Source organism: Pseudoalteromonas sp. 2CM39R (assembly GCF_023161845.1).
Map to the genome: position 1 here is coordinate 132,723 of NZ_JALNTM010000003.1, position 22,275 is coordinate 154,997.

Here is a 22,275-nt window from a genome sequence, read left to right on the forward strand (position 1 = left end):
AATAGGGCAAGTATGCACTTGCCCTATTGTTTATACTTTAAACTTACCTACTAAATCAGTTAATATCGATGAAAGACGACTCATTTCATTGCCATTCTCACTGGTGCTAACAGCAATATCACTCACCTCATCAGCCGAGTTTTTAATTTCTGTTACATTTCGATTGATGTCTTCAGCGACGTGTTGCTGCTCTTCAGCAGCGGTGGCTATTTGCGTATTTAAATCACTAATATTAACAATAGATGCCGTGATCTCACTAAACTGTTGTTGCGCAGAATGCGCAAGTTCTACAGTTTTATTGGTGGTTTCTATGCTGCGTTCCATGTCTTTAGAGACTTTAGAAGACATCGTGCGTAACTTATCAAGCTGCGATGCAACTTCTTCGGTCGACTCTGCAGTACGTTGCGATAACGCACGAACTTCATCAGCAACCACTGCAAAACCACGCCCATGCTCACCAGCTCGCGCAGCTTCAATTGCAGCATTCAATGCTAATAAATTGGTTTGCTCTGAAATGCCACGAATAACGCTCAAAATCGACATAATATTTTCACTTTCAGTATCGAGTTGAGTAATGTCTGCTGAGGCATTATTTATTACATCACAGAGCTGCACCACACTTTCTACGGTTTGTGTAATAACCGATTGCCCTAAATCTGATGCTTGTTGTGTTTGAACCGCTAAATCGGCCGCATTCGCACAACTACTCGACACTTCATTAGCAGTGGCAGCCATTTCATTAATAGCCGTTGCCGCCATTTCTAAAGCTTGTTGTTGTTGGCTAGTAGAGCTTGTTAGTTGGGCTGCTTGTGATGATGTTTGCGATGAGGTTTTACTAACATTTTGTGCGCATTCATTAATTTGCTTCACCAGCTCACTGATTAAATTTAAAAATAAGTTAAAGCTGGTGGCTAATTTAGCGGTTTCATCTTTGGTTTTTATTGTTAAGCGCTGGGTTAAATCACCGCCGCCTTGCGATATTTCAGTTAAACCATCGCTCACCTCAACAATTGGAGCAGAAATAAGTTTAGAAATATAACTCGCTATCGCAACAAATACGGCAATTAATATCGCGCTAATAATTAAAATGGTGTACGCCATCGCATTGGCCGCACTCATTACCTCAGACTTTTCTACCACCCCAATAAACTTCCAACCTAAAATGGGAGACGTATAAATATTGGCCATATACTGTTTTCCATCAATATCTACATTAAACAGGCCTTTGCTATTTTTAGCTAAATCGGCGTATTTAGCCCCCTCAATATCTGCTAGGTTTTTGAATCGGTAATCTGGGTGTTTCACATCCACCAGCACACTGCCGCTGTCTTCAATCAACATTAAGTAACCTGTTTCGCCTAATTTAATATCGGCAATAATATCGGTAAGCCCGCCCAATGAAACATCCATCCCTTGAGCACCAATTAATTCACCGTTATCAATAATAGCTTTAACCGTGGACACAATCACTAAATCATCAGCAGCCCAGTAATACGCATTAGTACGGGTTGTTTTACCGTTCGCTTGTTTAGCTGTTTTGTACCATGGGCGCTGACGAGGATCATAATTGGCGTTTACGTTTCCCATTGGCCATTGAATATAACCACCTTGTTCATTCCCCATGTAAATATAAGCAAGCCCAGGATGAGTCTCACCAAAATGATTAAATAAACTGTAAGCAGCTTGCTCCGTCGGACTTTGATTAGGGTGATCAAGCATTACCTTAGTGCCAACATTCATATGCGTTTTTATGTTTTCACGGGCATTTTTAATCGTTTGGTGGGAGGCTAAGTAGTCCACGTTTTTAGCAATTTCAGCAAAAAACATAGTAATTGCATTATCAACTTGGCGGGCTTCACGTTCACTTAACTGAGAAAAATTATCAAGTGCTTGCTCTCTGGTTTGGGAAATAACTAAAGCAGCTATAATTAATAACGGCAAGGCAATTGCAGATGCAAAAGAGAGCTTTAATTTTTTTGATATATTCATGAAGTTAACCTCTAAAAACACTCTTAAGAATATAGTGTGACTAAAAGGGTTGAGCAAGAAATAATATGAGAATGTTTCGAAGAGGCAATAAAAAAGGCTAGCAATTTGCTAACCCTTTAACTTGATGAACTAGAAACTTACTCACCGTCTACAATAATTCGTAGCATCCGGCGAAGTGGCTCCGCTGCACCCCATAAAAGCTGATCGCCCACGGTAAAGGCGCTGATGTATTTTGGCCCCATGGCGAGTTTACGAATACGACCAACAGGGATACTCAGCGTACCGGTTACTTTAACTGGAGTTAAATCGGTACTGGTAATGTCGCGCTGATTAGGAATAACTTTAACCCACTCATTGTGCGAAGCTAAAATTTCTTCTATTTTTTCTACACTAATATCTTCACGTAGTTTAATTGTCATCGCTTGGCTATGACAGCGCATTGCACCAATACGTACACATAAACCATCTATAGGCACAGGCTGTTTAGATGAGCCTAAAATTTTGTTGGCTTCTACTTGCGCTTTCCATTCTTCTTTTGATTGACCGCTTGGCATAGGCACATCAATCCATGGGATTAAGCTACCTGCCAGTGGCACACCAAATTGGTCTTGTGGCAAATCACTCGATGCCATTTTTTCGCTGACTATTTTATCAATTTCTAAAATAGCTGAACTTGGATTATCTAATTGCTGTGCGACACTTGCATGAATAGCCCCCATTTGGGCAATAAGCTCTTTCATATTTCGCGCACCGGCGCCCGACGCAGCTTGGTAAGTCATTGGGCTTACCCATTCAATTAGGTCGTGCTCAAATAAACCGCCCAGTGCTAGTAGCATAAGTGAAACCGTGCAGTTACCACCTACAAAGGTTTTAACGCCTTGCTCAAGCCCTTGTTCAATGACATCTTTGTTAACAGGGTCAAGTACGATAATACTGTCGTCGCTCATACGCAGCGCAGAGGCTGCATCTATCCAATAGCCATCCCAACCCGATTCACGTAATTTGGGGTACACCGCATTGGTATAATCGCCACCCTGACAGGTAACAATAATGTCCATTTTTGCAAGTTCAGAAATATCACTAGCATCTAAAAGCGGTTTAGCTGGACCTGCTAACTCAGGGCCAAGCTGACCTGCTTGTGAGGTGGTGAAAAAGGTGGTGTCGATATGAGCAAAATCATGTTGTTGTTCCATTCGCTCAAGTAACACCGAGCCTACCATGCCGCGCCAACCGACTAATCCTACTTTTTTCATTGTTTGTTCCACTGTTTGATTCATAAAAGGAGCCTATACATTAAAAATTAAAAATTCATTGCGTGAGATTTAATTTTTACAGCCCTAAGCTAACACCGCCAGCACACTAAAACTAGTCAATAAACTGTAACTTAAATATTTTTCATACACATAAAAAAGCCCTGTACAAAATACAGGGCTAATAAGTAGTTAGGCGTTGTTATAAATCCTATCCTTGGGCTTTTACTTAAAACTCGTAGCTAAAGCTGACGCTCAGTTCTCTAGGCGTTTCTTGAGAACGAATTAACACATCATTTTGTTCTACTTCAAAGTTTTGTCCCAACATATTTTTCACTTTAAGTGTTAATGTGGTATTAAACGTTGGGTAGTAACTATAAACCATGTCTAACGAGTTTAAAGGTTGTTCGTAAGCGTCATCAAAGTTGTTAACACCCGCAGCTAAAATACGGTCACCAAATACGTTATAAATAACTGAAGCTTGATGCATGCCATCATGCGAATCGTAATTCAATTGTAGGTTGGCAACATACTTTGAGTGGCCAGTCATACGTCGCTTTAGATTTGTAAGGTCGGCGCGCTGTTCTTCTGCAATTTCAACTTCTGAATCACTAACCGTTAAATTACCAGAAGTAAAAAAAGCACCTCCTAATAAATCACTATGCAACTCAGTTAACCATTCAGCTTCTATACCGTAAACATAAGCTGTATCTGCATTATCAAACTGCAGAGTAAAACGACCGTCACTTTCGGTTAATAATGCTTCGATTGGGTTATCTATATCTTTATAGAATGCGCCAACTGAGTAGTTATCACCATTGTCCATATAAAATTCGATACGTGCATCAAAGTTATCTAGGTAACTAGATTCTAAGAATGGATTACCAAGCGTTCGATAACCAGTCAACGGATCTTGGAATTGAACAGGGCTTAGCTCACGCAAGTCAGGACGAACAACCGTGCTGCCATAACCAAAACGAACTTGGTACGACTGCTGACTGTATGTCATAGATAATGAAGTAAAATACTCATCTTCCATCACACTTGCTTGTTTTATCGCATCTGCACTTAATTTATCTGCCAATAAAGCAGGATCGAATGCTGAGCGAGAAAAAGCGAGAGCAACTTGGCGGAAGTCCTCGTAACGCACACCACCACTTAAACGCCAATCTTGAGCAAAAGTGATATCAAAAGAGCCGTAATAAGCATCAATCATTTGCGCTGCTAGGTAATCATCGGCTGTAGGTTCTTGAAACAATAACTCTACATCCGTTGAATCGATCACAGCATCATTAGCAAAGAAACTACCAATTGACAGTGCTTCTTCTTCACTTTGTGCTAAATCTAAAGACTGTGTTTGGCTGAAGCGATAGTTAAAAAAGTCTGTGCGGTAATCACGCGTTTTTTCAACAAAATAGCCGCCGCCCGCGATTTCAACTTCGGCGTTATCAAAGTAAAAAACTTTGTTAACATTAACGCCCCAGTTTTCTACATCGTCTTCTAGCTCAACAAATCGATACAAATAAGGATTGCCACCTAAACTGCCATTATAAAAAGTACGTTGATATTCGCCATCGGCGTACTCATCACGCACCGTTACTTCAAGCTCGCCAGGTATACTCGTCGTCGCTGTTGAATCAGTGTATTGCCAATCTACACCAACACCTTCAAGAAAACTCCACTCTAAATTGTGCATTCCACGAAGTTGAAGTATTTCAAGTTCACGTTCCTCAAAAGAGGTTAGGTGGCTTCGCTGTAATTGCCCAGCATCAATGCTTAATGACTTTGAAGGCTCTTGATAAAGCGCAACAGAAGCTTCATCTTCAGTATCTCGTAGCATCATATAGGTGGCTGTTAAATCATGGCCGCCAATTTTATAACCTAAATTTAGAGAGCTATTTAATTTTATATTATGCTTTGTTGATACTTCTTTCTCTGTGGCAGAGTAACAAGTAAAGTCATCTTTTGAACATTCAGATTCAGATGCGTCAACAGAAGAAAGTACTGCGCTAAACTTCTCTGCATTAGACCATTCATTTTCATAAGCAACTGATGCTAAGAAACCAAAAGATCCGTCTAGGCCAAATAAGTTATCAAATCGGTCGCCATAAACAGCCTTAATGCCTGCATCAGGGTTTAAGCTTTCTTTTTCTAAGCCAAAATCTCTTGGTAGTGCTTTTGATAAACTTTTATTTAAGTCTATTGCAGCTGCTTGACCAATATCAGCCCCCTGACGTCTTGACTCCACATCTCTTATATTTCTGTATGAGATATCAGACAAGCCATTGATATAGGTATTTAGCGCCGTTTTAACGGCTCCTGGTAAGGCGCGTGTACCATCGTCTTTACCTAACCAATCATCACTGCCGCCATTGTATGTATAGCCTTCATCGTTTGTATCTTTATAGCTAGCACCAATCTCAACTTTAAATAAAGTATCACTTGGAATGCTTTTCGTCCTGATATTAACGTCACCACCACCAAAAGCCGCAGGCATATTAGGTGAATAGGCTTTTTGAACAGCTAAAGACTCAATAATACTTGATGGGAAAATATCAAGTGGTATTACATTTCTGGTCAGATCTGGGCTTGGAACAACTGCACCATTTAAACGCACGCTTGAGTAACGCTCACCTAAACCGCGTACATAAATAAACTTATCGTTAACTAAAGATAAGCCTGTAACACGGCGAAGTGCTGAAGCGGCATCGCTATCACCCGTTCTAGATATTTGCTCTGAACCCATTATATCAGCAACAAATGCCTGATTTTTACGTTCATCAATTACGGCACTAGCACTGCCTTTAAGGCGTGTACCTGTTGCAACAACTTCTTCTATCGCTTCTTCATTGATTATTTCTTGTGCCTGTTCAGCGAAAGAATTAAATGAAGAAAAAAGGGAGAGCAGAGATAACGTTATTAGATTAGTTTTAAACTGCTTTTGATGTTTCATATTTATATCCTCTAAACCTAAAATTCCCTTAAAAAAGGCGCCATAGCGCCTTATAATTAGAGCCGGTCTAGATTAATTACTAGCGCGTTGTAAAGATGCGGCTACAAAATCAGCCCATTCACTTGATTCACCTTCTTTAAGTGCACCAATATAACCTGCGTTAGTAAAGAAAGAGTCAACTTCACTCATGTCTTTCGCCGTTGTAGCTACCGCAGTACCTTGTGAATCTGTAATAGTTGCTGCAGTTGAAACACCATCAGCACCAAGCACATTTGCAAAATCAGCAAAACCAATCAGCTGATTATTTTCGCCACCAGTAAACCAGGTATTGATATCAAAGCTTGCTAACGCACCTGTTAAAGGAGTGTTTACGTCTTCAAAATTCTTACCACACGCAAATATTGAACTCACAAATGCGATATCACCGTTGTTTGCATTGGCATGCACACCGGCATCCCCTGATTTATCTTTTTCATTATATAAATCAAAACAGCCAGCACCATCTACAGATGATGAGTTTACAAACAACATATTAGCTAATTGCGCTTTACCCCATTCTTTCATTTCCATACCGGCACCAGTACGACGCCCTTCAGCACCTTGATCACCAGTAGTAACAACGGTTGCATTAGCAATAGTTGGGTTAGAAACAGTCGTTACTAAATCTTGTGCGTCTGCAGATAATGGATCTACTTTTGCGCCATCTGTTTCAAATCCATGATTTCCATATTCATTTGAACGTACAAGAATGTACTGTCCGTAACCTTTCCAACCCTCATCCCAGTCAATACCGTCATCACCAGTATCAGTAACAACAATATGTTTAAGATTAACGCTACCACCAAAGAGTTCTATACCATCATCAAAACCATTATGTACATGAACATAATCAATGGTTGTGCCTGAGCCAACAGCATTTAGTGTTAAACCATTTAGCTCATCACCTTCAACGCCAAATCCTGCATACTTAATAACAATATGCTTTAATATACCGCTACTATCTTGCGGGTCATTACCACCGTAATAAGATACAATACCTTCAGCTGAGTGATTACACATGTCTTGTGCCGCAGCAGTCGCTGTACAACGAATAGAATGGCCACGTCCATTTACCTGAACACCACCCCAATCACCAATTTGAGCGGTTGTTGAATCATCACCATCAACTTCTTTAATACTTGTGAAAATAATTGGCTTATCTACTTCACCAATTGCTTCAATATTTGCACCGCGAGCAATACGAATAAAACTCTCTGGCTTGGTAAACGCAATGGTAGCGCCTGCTTCAATAGACAATGTTGGGCCATTAACATCAATAGTAGCGCCTGTAGATGTGTCTACATCGTCACCTATAAATAAAGCACCTTCAAATACATGGGCACCGCCATCGTCTAGCGCAGGGATAACAAAAGAGCTAGTAATTTCTTTTGCATTACTTGCAAATGCTTGGCTGTATAAACAGTTTACGCCTTCTGCTTCACCTGTAAATGTAGCTCCATCTAATGTGTATGTGGCGCAACTTAATGTATCGCCACCATTATCACCACCTGGGTTAGTCACTGAATTGTCTACACTGTTATCAACTGTCGTAGGTGTAACGTTAATATCTCCACCACCACAACCAGCCAGTGTTATTGCTGTAGCCACTAAGCTGATTTTGAATAAGCCAGATAATTTCATTGTTCACTCCGTAAAAGTATTTAATTATTGTGTTAGCGCATTAAGTAATAACTTAAGTCACTTTAAGGCACGATACTCATGCATTAAGGTCACTTGAGTTATCGAATACGAAGTACAATACGGGAGTGATATGACAATGAAGTTACACTTTAATAAACATAAAATGACAATGTTAATTAATTAAAAATCAATTGGTTGCTTTAAAAGCGCGCGCAAAAAAACCACACAAACTAAATGTTAGTGTGGTTTGAGTAGTGCAATTATGAAATGGTTTTTAGTGCGTCAATTAAGAACTAATAATCGCACTATAAAAATTAAAGCAGTGCTGTTTTTAATGTTTGCGCATGCACTTTTTCGCGTTTTACATATTTGATCCATTGCTGGGCTAAACGTTGCGATTTTTTGTGCTTTTCGGCTTGTTCAAACGCAAGGATAGATGCATCAAAATTTTGTAAATTGTATTGTGCCATTCCTAAAGCAACAAACGCATTTGATTCAAAATCAAGGCCGCCTTTATCCAGTGCCATTCGTGCTGCATCAGCTGCTTCGTCATACTGCTCTGTGTTTACATACACTTCAGCCAAGCGCTGGTCGTATTTACCATGCTCTGAACGCTCTGCAGCTTTGGTAAAGTAACTAATCGACTTAGCATCTTCTTTAGCTTGTACCATGGCCTCGGCTACAAAGGCATAATTTTTAGCTGTTGGTTCAGCAATGCCCTGCTCTATTGCCTTACTCATTACACTGGCGGCTTTGTAAGCAAGCTGATTATATAAATATACCTGTGCAAGCTGTCTTAGGTCAGATTTAGAGGTTAAAAATCCTTGCTGGTAAGCCGCTTCTAAAACACTAAGCTGCTGTTTTTCTTGCCCAGTTTCACCGTACATACCGGCTAATTGCACCCAATACTCAGGTTTGTTGTATAGCTTTACCATACGCTCAAGTACGCTGACTACTTTATCCGTTTGGTTAAGTGAGTAATACATAGCACGTTGCAGTACCAGCCAGTTTTCTTTTGGTACTTTGCCTTCGCTATCACTTAAGTTAATGGCTTGGGTAATGTAACTCAGGCCTTGCTCATAGTCTTTTAATTGATAGTAGGTTTGCGCTCTTAATAAATAATATGCATCAGTTTTTGGCTTTGTATTAATGGCATCCCATTTATCTAAAAATGCGATAACCTTTTCATAGTCGCTGTTAGCCATTGCAAGCTGCGCTAAACTGAATGTCGTGCTCAAACGCAATGTTTCTGGAATGCCATCTTCTGCAATCACTTTTTCAAATGAGGCAATCGCTTTTACAAGGTCGTTTTCATTGTAATAAATAAACCCATAAAAGTTATGCATCATCGCAATTTCATAAGAGTTCATACTTGATGAGCGCGCTTGTATGCTGTCAAGCGCGTCTAAACCTGCTTTACTGTCGCCATCATCCGCAAGTTTTTGGGCGCGAGCTAATTGGCTGTATACCTTTTCACGCAGTGCGGGAACTCGTGTTGTTTTCTGCTTTTCAACAGCCTGTACTGTCGCCAAATTTACACCCGGAAGTACACTCAATGCACTTGGTGTAACAACGCTGGCACTGATTGCAACAGTGCACAACATGCTAAGCTTTAATAGCTTGGTTGTTAGTTTTAATTTCATAATTGCCTCACGTTCACTCTTTACTTACTTAATAGAATTAACCATTAATTTGGAAAGAAATTTTATTTTGCACACCGGCTACTTCAACAGCTTCGCCATTAACAACGCGCGGTTTATATTTAAACTTAAGGGCCGCATCCATCGCTGCTCTGTCAAACAATGACTCTGGCTCGGCTTTAATAACTTGTGGCTCTTTCACTGTGCCTTGCTTGGTCACTGTAAACTCAACAATGACATACCCTTCAATACCACGCGACAAAGCACGCCTTGGGTATACCGGTGCCACTTTTACTATCGGTAAATACTCACCATCACTGGTTTCTAATGCTAATCCACCCGCTAGATTTACATCAGCATCGACATTTGCAGCAAAATCAAAGTTGTTGCTAGCAGCGTTGTTATCGCTACTTTGCATTTGTGGCGATTCCATTGGCGGTGGTGGCTCTTTAGGTGTTGGTGGCTTTTGTGGTTTACGCTCCTTTTTTTGTACCGCTTCTTCTTTTTTCAAACGGACAAAATCTAATACATTCCCTTTTGCAGGCTCCGTCATGGCGCCTTCTCCGCCGGTGATCAATGCCTGCATACCTAAAAACAGCATAAAGGTCACCACACCCGCTATAATTAACGCAAGTACATAACGCATCACTCGTTACCCTTCTTGAGCCGCTATTGAAACATCAAATACACCCGCTGCACGCGAGGCATCCATCACTTTTATCAAGGTTTCTGTAGTGGCTTTTTTATCGGCCTGAATAACCACACTGCCTTGTGGATTTTCAGCTTTTAAGCGTTCAATGTTGGCTTGTACAGCACGTACATCAATTTGACGTTTATTGATCCAAATTTCGCCTTGATCTGAAATAGCCACTAATATGTTAGCGCGTTCTTTTTTTACAGCCGTTGCCGCTTCAGGGCGGTTTACATCAATACCGGCTTCTTTTACAAACGAGGCTGTAACAATAAAGAAAATAAGCATAATAAATACAACATCCAGCATAGGAGTCATGTTTATTTCTTCTGCTTCATCTTCTTGGAATAAATTACCTAATGGGGCTCTCATTTTACTTCTCCTAGAATAAGCGGTGATTATGTTCACCGCTTTTCAATAATTATTTAGTGGTCCAACACCATAGTGTCTTGCAACAATTCAACTTCACGCTTTGCTTTACGCTGTAAATAGGTTGAGGCAAACACCCCAGATAACGCACCGACCATACCTGCCATAGTGGGTATGGTTGCTTTTGACACACCCGACGCCATAGAGCGTGCGCTGCCTGTACCTGTAATAGCCATTACATCGAAGACTTCTATCATCCCTGTAACTGTGCCGAGTAAACCTAATAGTGGACACAGCGCCACCATCACATTAATCAGTGGTAAGTTTGCGTTTAATCGCATACTGGCGCGTGACACCATGGCCTGGCGTATTTGCTCTGCATTCCAGCTGTTGCGTTCACTACGAGTTTTCCACGTATTTTTAACGTCTTTTTTGTAGTGTCGATAGCCATTAAAAAAGTACATAAATCGCTCGAGTATCAATAACCACATCGCGAAAATTAACACGGCAATGACCAAGAGAACTTGGCCACCCGTGTCGAGAAAATCACGGATAGCATTGATTGAATCAATCAATAGCACCATGGTTTAAGCTCCTTTCTCGCTTCGCTCGGCAATAATACCTGCACTTTGTTCTTGTAAAATAAGCAGTAAGCCTTTTGAGCGAGTATTCAATAAGGTGTATAAAAACACCGTTGGAATGGCAACAACAAGGCCTAATACCGTAGTAACCAGGGCTTGCGAAATACCGCCTGCCATTAGTTTAGGGTCGCCAGTGCCGAATAAAGTAATTGCTTGGAAGGTATTGATCATCCCAGTTACCGTACCGAGTAAGCCCAGCAATGGCGCTACCACAGAGATAATTTTAATAAGCGTTAAATTACGGGTGATTTTTGGCATTTCGCGTAAAATGGCTTCGCTTAACTTAAGTTCAAGCGTGTCGTACGCCACATTAGGATATTGGTCTTTCACTTTCATGACGCGCCCTAGCGGGTTATCATCACGGGCTGTATCGTCTTTTAATTGACGACGGATTTTTCCACCCATCAGCAGGAGCGATACAAAACGCTCTAACGCAATTAATAACGCTAATAAGCCAACGCCTAAAATAACGTAACCAACTGCACCACCTTGATGAACTTGCTCGCTGGTATCAGGGGCTTGTACTAACAAACCTAAAATTGAACCACCCGTTGGGTCAAGCGCAAACGGCACCACACCGGTGTTTGCTTGCTGCAAATCAGCCGCAGTCGCAGTAAAGCGGCTACTTGGTTGGCGAGTAAGCTGGCTAATAGTATTGGTAGAAGGCGTATACTCTAGGTACTGACCGTCACTAATAAGGTTAAATGCACCCACACGTACCACTTCTTTTTGTACTTTATTGCCACCGTCAACAATTACATCAGTATTGAAGCGGCTTACTTTTCCTTGTTCGGTCATTTCGCGTTGTAGCTCAAACCAAACCTTTTCGATATCTTCAATAGACGCAAGCTTTGAGGTAGAACCCATTTTTTGCGCCAATTCGTCCATAAAAGTACTACGCCCAGGTAACTGAGCCGATACCACCGAGGTTGCAAACTTATTACTAGAATCTCCAGCAACTTGTTGTAGCACACCAAATAGCTCTTTTAATGAACCCATACGCTTTGATAAAGTATCGGTCAGGTTAGCCAATTTAATTTCGTTTTCTTCAAACTGCGTTTCTAAACGCTCTGACTCGCTAAGCATTTGGTTTCGTTTTGCTTGGGTGTTTTTAAGCATTTGCACTTGTTCATTTTGACGTGCTGCAAATTCTTGTTCGCGTTGTTTATTTTGTTCTGATTGCGCTGATTTACCCTGCTCTAACGTTTTTAATAAGGCATCTAAGTTCATTGGTTCAGCGGCACACATCGCACCTGAAAAACCTAAGCTGGCTGCAAACACGGCCATTTTTGTCATTTTTGTTAATAATTTCATGGTAAACCTCTTATTCTGCAGCATGAATTGGCAGTGTTAACATATCGGGGGCTAGTTGTTTGCGAGCAATGCGAAGCCCTTTATTAATTTGGCTAATGGTTGAATCAGGCAGTGCAACAAACGACTGTGTTTTTTGATCCCAACTACCTGCTTGTTTGCCATCGCGGGTAAGGTAAATGAGTTCTAAACGGCCAATGCGCAGAAAGTCGACTTCACGTTCTTTATTGTCCACATCAAGCAATGCGGTATACGCTTCAATAGTGCGTCCGTAATCAACTTCAACTTGATAAGCTTCTAAGACACGACGGAATTTTTCACTTGATGTAATATCAGCGCGTTCCATCATTGCATTTAATGATTCAAGACGCTGCTTTCGCTCTTGCTTTAAAAACGGCACGTCTAAGGCAACAAACTGTTCAAGCCCAGTGATCATACGAAGCATTAAAGGGGTTATTTGGCGCTCAATAATCGATACTTGATCCATCGATAAATTAAGCGATTCCATCTCTTCTATTTGATTATTTAACTGTTTTGTAAGCTGTGCGTTATAAACGGCTAAACCATCTATTTCTTTATTTAGAGTTTTGAATTGCTGCAAACGCCCTTGCATTGAATCTGCAATCTTGTCTATTTTTGTTTGTGATTGCGCAGCTAAATTATTAATTTCGCTGCTTTTATCAATTACCGTGTTTAAATCATTGGCGTGGACTGCTGCACTTGCGGCTACAATACCAGCTAAAAATAATGGTTTAACGCCTTTCATCGTATACACCTTTGCTCGTTAATTATCGGATTTACTAATCGCTTTAGCCTGTTTATAAAAACAATTTAAAGCGAGATAGTTTCAATGAGCGAAATTGTATAGATTAAAAATGACAAGCGTGTTGCGTAAAAAAGTCGCTTTTATGACAGCGGTAATAAATTAGCCTTATTGACCGAATTTAAAGTGCAGGGGTAATGTTTGAAGTGTAAACTTTATAAGTAAGATTGTATTTCACTTAGCGTTTGCCGCCAATCTGTGTAGTTAATAGCAATGGGGTATGCGCTATTGTTTTTTATTAATACTAACGACGGAAAACCTTGAATAGGTAAACTGCGAACATAATTGAGCTCATCATCAAAGCGACGCTTAAGTTCATTAGAATGTAAGTATTGAGAAAATAAACTAGCATCTAAACCAATTTGTTCGCTTAGTTTAATTAAAACCGCCTCATCCGATGGATTTTGCGCCTGTAAATAATACGCTTGTTGAATGGCGTCAATCATCTGTGGCTCTTTGTTAAAGCTACGAGCAATTAAAGCCGCTCTGCAGGAGGGATAAGTAGAACGGCGCGGTTGGCATTCTCGCCAAAAATTAAAATTAAACTCAGTGCCTAATTGGTTGCTAATGTTTTGCCATATGCCTTGTAGTTGCAACTGCATATCGGCACTCATTGGCTGGTCGCTATCAGCAGCTAAACCTCCGATTCTATATTCTATAGACAGAATATTTTCTAGAGCCGATTCAAGTTTTTGCCACGTAGGCTTATATCCCCAGCACCAGCTACACATAGGATCATGCACATAAATAAGCTTATTGACTGACATACTCGCCATGCGCAAATATGACTTTATTGCGCCCTTGTGATTTTGCCTGATATAAATACTCATCGGCTTGTTTTAATGCACTGTCGTAGTCATCAATATGATTAGCTTGTGCAATGCCAATGCTACAAGTTAACGATACTCGTTGTTGTTTATCAGTTAATATTACATGATGTTGCACGCATTCTCTAAAACGATTAGCCAAAATACTGGCTTCTATGGTGGTCATCTGCGGTAAAATAACCACAAACTCTTCGCCACCATAACGGGCTTTAAGGGCGGTTGCAGAAAATTGCGACTCTAATAATTTAGTAAACTCTATTAATACGGTATCGCCAAAATCATGGCCGTAGGTATCATTTAATTGTTTAAAGTTATCTAAATCAATGAGCAAAATAGACAGCGGCAAATAATGCGCTGGCCGTGAAGCAGCAAGCTTTAAAAAATGTGAAGTAATAAAACGACGGTTGGGTGCGCCTGTAAGCTGATCTGTATAGGCGTGTTGTTTTTGTTCTAAGGTGATATCTGCAATGGCAAGGTGGCTTCTATGACGAAAATACTCACCGATAAAAGAAAACACCAGCACTAATGAAAATGCAGCAACAAAACGGGTCTTTTCTACCTCACCATACATAACCTGCCCCATATCGGGGCCATATAACATAACAATACAGCTCAATAACATGGCACTACTTAACCATGCGCCAAGTTTAACACCCAGTATGGCAAATACAGCTACAGGATAAAACATTAGCCAATATAACGCGGTGTTTTCTTTACCGCCGGTGGATACTAAAGCTAAGCACATCACAAATACAATCATCAAGGTAATTAATGCGATAGCATTAAGCTGTTTAGTTTTTATAAAATAAACAATGCATCCTACAATAGTTAAATTAACTGACACTAAAGCGGCAGTTAATATGGGCTCATAAATGCGATGGTTTGTAATCACTAAATAGGTAATTAACACCAAGGCAATCGTTATCATGGTAAATAACGAAAACGCTTGGCGTTGTCTATCAAAGCTATAAACACTGTCAATATTGATTAAACTGAGCCAGTTTGGTTTATTTATTTTTGTTTTACTGCTCATACTTTGAATTTTTTAACCATGCGCTCTAAGTCACTGAATTGATGTTTGAGCTTAGTGCACTCTTCTAAAGTGAGGTTAAGGTTAGATTGACCTTGAATCGATAGGTCGCTAATAACATGGATATCTGAATGTAATGATTTAACAACTTGATTTTGCTCATCAGTAGCATTAGCCACACTATGATTAGCGTCGGTTATTTGCTTTATCGCACTAATTATTTGTTTCATTACATCGCCAACTGCATCAGCTTGCTGAACACTTTTTTCACTTTCTTCTAAACTGGTTTTCATCAGCTCAACGGCAGAGCTTGAGCCTTTTTGTAGTTCAATTACCGTATTTTCAATTTCTTGCGTTGATTGCTGAGTACGTTGTGCTAATTGCCTGACTTCATCAGCAACAACGGCAAACCCTCTTCCCGCTTCACCTGCACGTGCCGCTTCTATTGCCGCATTTAAAGCAAGCAAGTTAGTTTGTTCACTCACGCCTTTGATTACCGCAAGTACATTACCGATATTAGCAGTATGTGAATCTAAACTATTAATTGTTTCTTGTGCTTGCTCTATATTTTGCGAAAGTTGATGAATGCTCGAAACGTTATTCGTTAGTGTTTGCTGATTTTTAGCGCAATATTGATCAGCATCTTTAGCAAGTGTTGAGGCATTACTTGCACTAGTTGAAATTTCTGTTGCAGTGGCTGAAAACTGGTTAATTGCAGATGCCACACTGTTGGTACGTTCACTTTGGTCGTCATACATAGTTAATGTTGAATCTGTTTGGGTAACCAGTTTAGCAACCGCGGTTTCTAGCAACTGTGTTGAAGACTTAACTTGAACAATTGAATTTTGAATTTTTTCTATAAAAATATTAAATGAATTACTTAACTGACCAAACTCGTCATCGTTCTCAACACTGAGTCGACAAGTTAAATCGCCTTCACCTTGTGCTATATCTCTAATAGCATCATTAAGACGATACATAGGTCGCATTAAATAACGCAGTAAAAACTCCAGTGATGCAACAATCACTAAAATACCAATAATTAAAAAGACAATTGCCTTTTGACCAAACGAAGAGACACTTGAATACGCTTTATCTTTATTGACTACTACACCCAGATACCAATCAACATTTTCAATACCACGAATCTTAGTAAAGGATACCAGCGAGGTTTCACCCGCTACTTGATACTCTGTAAATTCTCTTGCTAACGGTGCATTTTTACCAATCAAATCTGCGACTTTTTTTGAATTTAATTTACTATCAGGGTGACTTAATATTTGCCCTTTATTATCAAGTAAGAAGCCATAACCGAGTCCCAAGAAATCAATATCGCCAATAATTTCAGCGATGGTTTGCATATCAATATCTGCTCCCGCTACCCCTTTAAATTGACCATTACTATTAATAGGCGCAACGGCTGAAATTGTCAGTTCGTTGGTGGTCACATCAATATAAGGGGTTGTAAAAGCCGTTGTTGTTTTATTTTCTACTAATTTATACCAAGGGCGACTTGTAGCATCAAAATCGCTGGGGAGCACAACACTTTGATCATTTAAAATAAATGTCCCCGATGATTTACCTATGTAGGTATTTTTAAAATCCCCGGCAAGCTCAGCGGTATTTAATTGCGAAAGCGTTAAAGACTTCGTATCGTTATCTTGATATGTTTTTGCGATAGAGATCACAATCGCCAATTTATTATTGAGCCAACTTGCAATGTTTTTAGAAACCGATTCTGAGTTTTGCTCTAGCACCAGCGACAACTGCTCTTGAGTTTGATGACGCATTGAAAAATAGTTATTTATAGTGAAAACACCTAACACTAAAACTAACACTAATGACGCAGCGATGGTGATTTTGGAGGTGAATTTTAGCGAGCTAAACATAAGTACCTTAAGAATTAATCATTATTACCACTGCCTTTTTAACAAATTTTTAACTGAAAGTCTTAGCAAATATTGTTCAGGCGAGGTTAATAATTAAAAATAATAATAAATAATGAGATTTAAAAACCAAAAAGAACGGTATTTGGTTAAATCTTAAACTTATGACAAGTTGTAATTTAAGCTATATAAGCTTAGCTTTGTTGCTGGCATTGACTAATTATGGGTAACTGTCGCAGAACCTTCATCTGTGGATCGATAACGATAATGTCGCTTTTTTTGGCATTGATAGTGATCAGTCCATCCACTGGAGTGTGAGTTGTCAACTTCCCGTTTATAGAAATAGGAACAGGCATTTTAAACGCTGTGCCATCTTTTTCGCTGTTACTCCAGCTTAAATAAATGACTGTGTTGGTTCGCTCCATTGTTAAGGTTGGTAACGCGGCTTGCTTTAAATACACATCAAATAACCACGTATAATCATCGCCCGTGATCCGGTTAACAATATTAATAAACTCTTGGCTACTGCGATAACGCGACTCGATTGGGTAACTCAAATTAGCTGTTTGCGTTTGACCATATACTAACTCTCGGGCAGCTTGCCAAAATAACTCGTCTCCAATTAGCCATCGCAGAGTGTGAAGCGTCCAACCACCTTTACCATAAATATCTGCATTAAACGCTTCTTTAGAAGTAACTTTCCCTTGTTTAACAATAGGATGGCAATTTTTTAATCCTAAATACGCGGTGTACATAGCATGGTTATAAGCAGCTTCACCAAATTTAAATAAGCTGTAAGCGGGTTGCATATAGAAACCAAAGCCTTCGTGTAACCACGCATCGTTGAGTTTTTCATGGGTCATTAAATTGCCAAACCATTCATGAGCCAACTCGTGCTGAATAAGCCAGTCATAGCCACTTGGATCGCGGGTATACCCTTTACCATAAGCGTTAATGGTTTGATGTTCCATACCCAGATGCGGTGTTTCTACAAAGCCTAATTTTTGCATTCCCCAAGGGTAAGGCCCTAATACAGATTCAAAAAATGCGAGCTGTTGATATACATCATCATTGAGTAGCATAGTGGCTTTGTGGCTGTTTTCAGGTAATGCCCAGAATTCAACAGGTACCTGCGTGCCGTTAATACTTTTATATTGCTGTTGAATACGTTCGAAGGGACCAATATTTAGCGCAATATTGTAATCACTGGCAGGCTCAGATAAAAACCAATCAAATTCAGTTGTATTATTTTTTAATGGCATAATTTTTTTAAGTACACCATTACTAGCAACACTTAACCCCGTAGGTACTGTCACACGAATACGCATACTGTCGGCTTTATCACTGAAGTGATCTTTACAAGGCCAAAATAAATCACAGCCCTCGCCTTGTACTGCCGTTGCTATCCAAGGCTGACCTTGTGCCGTATGGCTAAATACAAAGCCACCACTCCACGGAGGATTAGTAGCTTCATGAGGGTGTCCTGAATAGCTAATGGCAACCTCGACAACTTCACCTGGGTATTTAGTTTCATACAGATCAATAATGATAATGCCCTGCTGGTGACTAAAATTGACTGGTTGCTTTGCAACAGTGACATTTTCAATAGAGAAACGATTATCGAGCTTGAGTTCGACTTGCTGCGTTTTTTTCAGCACGCGAAACATGGTTTTACCTATGCCAGAAATTTTTTTCTTACTGGGCAGGACAACTAGCTGCAAATCGTAAAAAATGACATCAGTGGTTTGGGCTATCGTGGATAACGACTCACCAGTACTTGCTACTTGAGGATCTAAAGCTGCAGGCTTTGAATAACAGCCTGTTAGCGGAATGCTTAGTAACATTAGCCAACAACAGCAAAACAAGTAACGTACCCTATGCATAAAATGTAAAACCTTGTAGTTATTATTTTTTCATTATAATTACATATTTTTACACTTATAGAGTTAAAAAAAGACGAACTGCTTATTTTTTAAGTTGATTAGTTACTTTTATTTACATTTAACTAGGATCTGTTGATGCTTTGCGGATTAATATTTTTTTAAACTGGGGGCGATTTAATCGTGGTGCGAGGTTGGTAAATTAGTGGTGGGCTCGATAACTGCTCCTGCGCTATTCCATTAGCTTACATCCATTTAAGAATAAGTAAAACCGAGCAAAGCTACCACGTCCTGTTCACGCTTATAATGTGTATATTAAGGTTGTTTTTTCCATTTCATTTTATTATTAGTATCGCGTGAGGAAATAATGGTTTCATCGCTGCTTTGAATTCCGCCCAATTTCGCGAGTCGGTCATAAAGAACAACATTACAAGTTGCCGCTAGATTCATACAACCTATAGTTGGGATATACACAACTTCGTCGCACCATTTTAAAACGTCTTTAGGCACAGAGCCGTCTTCTGGACCAAACACATAAAATGCGTTCTCAGGATGAGTAAACTCGGGTAAAGGAGTGGCACCTTCAATTAGCTCTATTACCACTACTTTTGCGTCTTGTGGCTTAACTGATGCTAAATTGTCGGTGGCGGTTAATGGAATACGTTGCACCACATTTTTAGTATCAGTATGAAATTTTTGTGCATTTAAATAACGGTTGCCGGTAAAAAACACCTGCTTGGCGTCATAACAACCTGCTGCGCGTAATACACCACCCACATTGGTTGGGCTTTTAGGGTTTATTAAACCAATACTTGCTTGTAACTTACTCACTAGTTGCAATCCTTGGTTGGCCACTCGGCAATATACAAGTCAAAATCTTCCAGTTTTACATCACAATCTTTTACTGTTTTATCTTTGACTGAAATATTTAGCTCATGCATTTTAGTTTTATCGCCGTTATTAAGTAACGGATGCCACGTTGCTAAACCGCGCCCTTCATGAAGTCGGCGGTAGCTACAGCTTTGGGGCATGAAAAAGATGTCTTTTAGGTTTTCTTTAGTGAGCTTAACGCACGAAGGGACTAAGGTTTGGCGGTTTTCGTATTCACTACAGCCACAGGTATTGTTATCAAGGTATTGGCAAACAATATTAGTGAATATAAGTTGCTCGCCTTCTCTTAGCTGATCGGTAGCAGTAAAGTCATCTTCGTCTTCACTGTCAATAAAGGTGTTTAAACAACACTTTCCACATCCATCACAAATGGCTTCCCATTCTTGTTGGTTCATTTCATTCAGGCTTTTGCTAAGCCAAAATTGGGTATTTGCTAATTGTTGATCAAACATGGTGTTCTCGCCCCTTTTAAGAGCGCGCATTCTAACGTATTGCAGCAAAGCGCGCAAAGCCAATCCCTAATATCTGCATGGCTTCGCGCGATTTTATTACTGCTGAGATTTAACCCAACGTTTAATTTTTTTCTCCAGAATAGGCATAGGTAATGCACCATCAATCAATATTTGCGTATGAAACGCTTTAATATCAAATTGCTCACCTAATTGCTGGAGGGCGTAATCTCTGAGCTCTTTAATTTTAAACTCACCCAATTTGTACGATAATGCTTGCCCAGGCCATGCGATATAGCGCTCAACTTCAGCGATAACATCACTTTTTGCCATTGAAGAATTTGCTAGCATGTAATCAATGCCTTGTTGACGTGTCCAACCTTTGGCATGAAAACCTGTATCAAGCACTAATCGCATCGCTCTTAACTGCTCATCGTTAAGACGCCCATACCACATATACGGATCGGTAAATAAACCCAGTTCTTTGCCTAAGCTTTCTGCGTATAATGCCCAACCCTCAGCAAACACCGTGTAGCCGCCGAATTTACGAAAATCAGGTAAGCTTTGCACCTCTTGTTGCAGCGCTATTTGAAAGTGATGCCCCGGAGCGGCTTCATGAATAGACAGCGTTTCGAGCAAGAACTTAGGCTGTGCTTTTAAGTTGTATGTATTGATATAAAATATACCTGGGCGCGAACCATCAGGAGCTGGTCCTGCATACGACGCTCCCGCAGCCGATTGGGCACGATAGGCTTCAACCGCTTTAACAATATAAGGAGCCTTAGGCTCAACATTAAATAACTTTGGTAAGCGAGCGTCTATTTTTACTTTAATTTGTTCATAGGCGGCAATTAACTCATCGGCTGTTTTATAATAAAACTCATCTGAGTCACGTAAGTGGTTAAAAAAGGCTGATAATTCTCCTTTAAATCCTACGGTGTCTTTAACCGTTTTCATCTCACTTAAGATTCTTGCCACTTCACTTAAACCAATCTCATGAATTTCATCCGCTGATAAACTTAACGTGGTGTTTTTCTTTATTTGGTAGTCGTACCACGCTTTACCGTTGGGTAAATCAGCATAACCAACAGAATCGCGGGCATAAGGAATATAATCGTTAAGTAAGAAATCGCTCATTCGCTGATATGCAGGCACTAACTTATCTAAAATCAATGTTGTATACTGCGATCTTAACTGTTGCTTTTCATCAGCTGAAAAAGAGTCGGGCATGGCTTTAATGGGCGAATAAAAGAGAGAATCTTTTGCGCTTGTAACAACATGCGCTTTAAATTGCGTGAGTAATTTTTTTGCTAATGGCATAGGCAGTACCACATCGGTTTTAACGCCTTGCGCCATTGATTGTTCAACACTTGCAAGCCATTTAACGAAACCATCTGCACGCTTGATAAATTTTTGGTAATCGGCAACGGTATTAAAAGGCTGAGCACTTTGCCCTGAACCAAATCCAGCGAAGGTATTATGCGCACCCGACATTTGATTTATCGGTAACAAATAATTTTTATATTGCATCCCCTCAAGCTTGAGGGCTAAATCTCGGGATAATACTTCAAAATTCAGTAGCGCTTGACCGGTCAGTTGTGATTCATCAATCAGCGTTAAGCGTTGTTGATATTTTTTGTAAAATGCGGCTTTTTTATCGCGATTAAGCTGCGATATTTCAGGCAAAAATTGATCATCAAATTCATGGCGGCCATTGTAAGTAGCGCTTAATGGATTAAAAGCTAATGATTCATCGTAGTACTGAGCAACGATCACATCTAATTGCTGCTCAGCTGATAATTCGCTTATTACAGGTGCGACTGACTGATTTGTGTTTAATTGTGAGCTGGTGCTCATACAACCACTTAAGGCAAACATAACGCTACTGGCAACCAGTGCTATTTTAATAACTTTCATAAATTCCCTTGTTAGTTTTTACCCGCCAATTATGCGGTTTTAAATAGC

The 22,275-nt window shown here is 39.9% G+C and carries 17 protein-coding genes; all 17 read right to left on the reverse strand.

All coding sequences use genetic code 11. The features are described 5' to 3' along the window. Positions 1 to 30: 30 nt before the first annotated feature. The gene (locus tag MTF66_RS07930; protein ID WP_248526992.1) at positions 31 to 1,989 is read right to left on the reverse strand and encodes a methyl-accepting chemotaxis protein; all 1,959 of its coding nucleotides are present in this window, start codon (positions 1,987 to 1,989) and stop codon (positions 31 to 33) included. 137 nt (positions 1,990 to 2,126) lie between these two features. Further along, a complete protein-coding gene (asd, locus tag MTF66_RS07935; protein ID WP_193049558.1) occupies positions 2,127 to 3,266 on the reverse strand; it encodes an aspartate-semialdehyde dehydrogenase in 1,140 nt (379 codons plus the stop codon). A gap of 202 nt (positions 3,267 to 3,468) precedes the next feature. Continuing rightward, the gene (locus tag MTF66_RS07940) at positions 3,469 to 6,192 is read right to left on the reverse strand and encodes a TonB-dependent receptor domain-containing protein (protein ID WP_109874983.1); all 2,724 of its coding nucleotides are present in this window, start codon (positions 6,190 to 6,192) and stop codon (positions 3,469 to 3,471) included. Between the two features lie 72 nt (positions 6,193 to 6,264). After that, the gene (locus MTF66_RS07945; RefSeq protein WP_109874982.1) at positions 6,265 to 7,872 is read right to left on the reverse strand and encodes a hypothetical protein; all 1,608 of its coding nucleotides are present in this window, start codon (positions 7,870 to 7,872) and stop codon (positions 6,265 to 6,267) included. Positions 7,873 to 8,186: 314 nt separating this feature from the next. Continuing rightward, entirely contained in the window at positions 8,187 to 9,515 is a 1,329-nt protein-coding gene (locus tag MTF66_RS07950) for a lipopolysaccharide assembly protein LapB (protein ID WP_138622964.1), read from the reverse strand. 37 nt (positions 9,516 to 9,552) lie between these two features. Next, the gene (locus MTF66_RS07955) at positions 9,553 to 10,158 is read right to left on the reverse strand and encodes an energy transducer TonB (protein WP_248527182.1); all 606 of its coding nucleotides are present in this window, start codon (positions 10,156 to 10,158) and stop codon (positions 9,553 to 9,555) included. A gap of 6 nt (positions 10,159 to 10,164) precedes the next feature. Further along, complete coding sequence (locus tag MTF66_RS07960) at positions 10,165 to 10,575, reverse strand: biopolymer transporter ExbD (RefSeq protein ID WP_008111500.1); 411 nt, start codon at positions 10,573 to 10,575, stop codon at positions 10,165 to 10,167. Between the two features lie 53 nt (positions 10,576 to 10,628). Further along, positions 10,629 to 11,156: a MotA/TolQ/ExbB proton channel family protein gene (locus MTF66_RS07965; RefSeq protein ID WP_008111501.1), complete on the reverse strand. Its 528-nt coding sequence runs from the start codon at positions 11,154 to 11,156 to the stop codon at positions 10,629 to 10,631. A gap of 3 nt (positions 11,157 to 11,159) precedes the next feature. After that, complete coding sequence (locus tag MTF66_RS07970) at positions 11,160 to 12,527, reverse strand: MotA/TolQ/ExbB proton channel family protein (RefSeq protein ID WP_138570563.1); 1,368 nt, start codon at positions 12,525 to 12,527, stop codon at positions 11,160 to 11,162. A gap of 10 nt (positions 12,528 to 12,537) precedes the next feature. Then, the gene (locus MTF66_RS07975; RefSeq protein ID WP_138622965.1) at positions 12,538 to 13,290 is read right to left on the reverse strand and encodes a DUF3450 domain-containing protein; all 753 of its coding nucleotides are present in this window, start codon (positions 13,288 to 13,290) and stop codon (positions 12,538 to 12,540) included. Positions 13,291 to 13,502: 212 nt separating this feature from the next. Then, positions 13,503 to 14,114 (reverse strand): DsbA family protein, encoded by a 612-nt coding sequence (locus MTF66_RS07980; RefSeq protein WP_138622967.1) that lies wholly within the window; start codon positions 14,112 to 14,114, stop codon positions 13,503 to 13,505. Further along, positions 14,101 to 15,207 carry a GGDEF domain-containing protein gene (locus MTF66_RS07985; protein ID WP_138622969.1) on the reverse strand — a complete coding sequence of 369 codons (1,107 nt, stop codon included), beginning with the start codon at positions 15,205 to 15,207 and terminating at the stop codon, positions 14,101 to 14,103. Before MTF66_RS07985 ends, MTF66_RS07980 begins: the two co-directional genes overlap by 14 nt. Continuing rightward, entirely contained in the window at positions 15,204 to 17,093 is a 1,890-nt protein-coding gene (locus MTF66_RS07990) for a methyl-accepting chemotaxis protein (RefSeq protein ID WP_054201584.1), read from the reverse strand. The genes MTF66_RS07985 and MTF66_RS07990 overlap by 4 nt, the downstream gene beginning before the upstream one ends. Positions 17,094 to 17,284: 191 nt before the next feature. Further along, complete coding sequence (locus MTF66_RS07995; RefSeq protein ID WP_248526993.1) at positions 17,285 to 18,973, reverse strand: M1 family metallopeptidase; 1,689 nt, start codon at positions 18,971 to 18,973, stop codon at positions 17,285 to 17,287. Between the two features lie 312 nt (positions 18,974 to 19,285). Beyond that, positions 19,286 to 19,801 (reverse strand): RNA methyltransferase, encoded by a 516-nt coding sequence (locus MTF66_RS08000; RefSeq protein WP_054201586.1) that lies wholly within the window; start codon positions 19,799 to 19,801, stop codon positions 19,286 to 19,288. Next, positions 19,801 to 20,313, reverse strand: a complete 513-nt coding sequence (locus MTF66_RS08005) for a YcgN family cysteine cluster protein (protein ID WP_008468055.1) — start codon at positions 20,311 to 20,313, stop codon at positions 19,801 to 19,803. The genes MTF66_RS08000 and MTF66_RS08005 overlap by 1 nt, the downstream gene beginning before the upstream one ends. Positions 20,314 to 20,409: 96 nt before the next feature. After that, complete coding sequence (locus MTF66_RS08010; protein WP_248526994.1) at positions 20,410 to 22,227, reverse strand: DUF885 family protein; 1,818 nt, start codon at positions 22,225 to 22,227, stop codon at positions 20,410 to 20,412. Positions 22,228 to 22,275 lie beyond the last annotated feature (48 nt).